Here is a 1630-nt window from a genome sequence, read left to right as displayed (position 1 = left end):
GAGGAGGGGCGACAAGGTAAGGGGCAGCAGGACACGGGGCGGCAAGGAAAGGGGCGGCCGGACCGAGTACGGCAGGACCGGGTACGGCAGGACAGAGTTCGGCAGGGCGAGGGGCGACAAGGTAGGGGCCAAGAGGGCACGGGTCGGCAGGCGCAGGGCAAGGGATCGCGAGACAGGGGCTGGCAGGGCCAACGCTGGCAGGGCCAACGCTGGCAGGGGAAGGCCGGTGGCGTGGTGGCCACCGTGGTGCAGTTGGGCGCGTTGATGTCGGTGGTGCTGCTGCTCGTGGGCGGGCACCGCGGGTTCTACCACTGGACTGTCACCGTGTTCGGGCTGCTGAACATTCCGGCGGACGCGAACATCCTGATCGCCCTCGTGCTGACGGTGCTGGGCGCGGCGCTCCGGCGGCGGAAGCGGGCGGCGTTGAACACGCTGATCCTCTTCCAGGCCGGCGGTTTCCTGATGGCCGTGGCCTTCCACGCGACCGTGGCCTGGGCCCCGTGGCTGCTCAAGACCGACCGCGAGACACGCCCGCCCGCGGCGACGTCGTGGACGCACGTCGTCGCGGAGGCGGTGTCTGTGGCGCTGATCGTGGTGCTCGTCGCGCTCCGGCCGGCGTTTCCTGCGCGGCTGGCCCCGGGTGCGTGGCGGCGCGCGCTCACCGTGGGCGTGACCGGGACACTCGTGGTGATCCTCGCCGGGTGGCTGCTGCTGGAAGCGTTCCCCGGCACGCTCACCGGCGCCGGAGACAAGATCCTCTGGGCGGCGAACCACGCGACCGGCGAGCTCCTGCAGTTGCGGCGGCTCGGGGTGCGGGAAGGGCCGCCGTGGATCGACCTGGCGCTTGACCTCGCCAGCGTGACCGTCGCCGCCGCGACGCTGTCCACCTTCTTCCGGGGCGTGCGCTCGCGACGGCGGCGCAGCGACGACGAGGAACTCCGGGTGCGCTCGCTGCTGGCCCGGTTCGGCGAGGACGATTCGCTGGGGTACTTCGCCACCCGCCGCGACAAGAGCGTGGTGTTCGCGCCCAATGGCCAGGCCGCGGTGACCTACCGGGTACTGGGTGGCACGAGCATCGCGAGCGCCGACCCGGTCGGTGATCCGGAGTCGTGGCCGCAGGCCATCGCCGCGTGGCTGGCCGAGGCCCACACCTACGGCTGGACGCCCGGAGTGCTCGGCGCTAGCGAACAGGGCGCGAAAGCCTACACGCGGGCGGGTTTGAAAGCCCTCGAACTCGGCGACGAGGCCGTGCTCGATGTCCGCGACTTCCGGTTGTCCGGCCCGGAACGGCGGTCCGTGCGGCAGGCGGTGCGTCGCATCGAGCGTGCGGGATACACCGCGCAGGTCCGCCGGCATGCCGACGTCCCACCGTCCGAAATGGATGATCTGTTGGCGAAGGCCCAGCAGTGGCGTGGCGCGGGCACCGAACGCGGGTTCTCGATGGCGCTGTCGAGGCTGGGTGACCCGTCGGACGGGCGGTGCGTGATGGCCGAGGCCTACGATGCCACCGGGCAGTTGCGCGGGCTGCTGTCCTTCGTGCCGTGGGGGCGGCGCGGGCTTTCCCTGGATCTGATGCGTCGCGATCGTGACGCGGAGAACGGGCTCACCGAATACCTCGTCGCGCAGGTTG

Annotated in this window: 1 protein-coding gene; it reads left to right on the top strand. The window is 71.5% G+C overall.

The features are described from left to right. Nucleotides 1-264: 264 nt before the first annotated feature. Nucleotides 265-1630: phosphatidylglycerol lysyltransferase domain-containing protein (locus FPZ12_RS45360; protein WP_150980820.1), on the top strand; the 1366-nt coding region annotated here is incomplete at its 3' end.

This window comes from Amycolatopsis acidicola (assembly GCF_007713735.2).
GTDB classification, from domain to species: Bacteria; Actinomycetota; Actinomycetes; order Mycobacteriales; family Pseudonocardiaceae; genus Amycolatopsis_E; species Amycolatopsis_E acidicola.
This window is presented reverse-complemented; position numbering and strand designations above follow the sequence as displayed.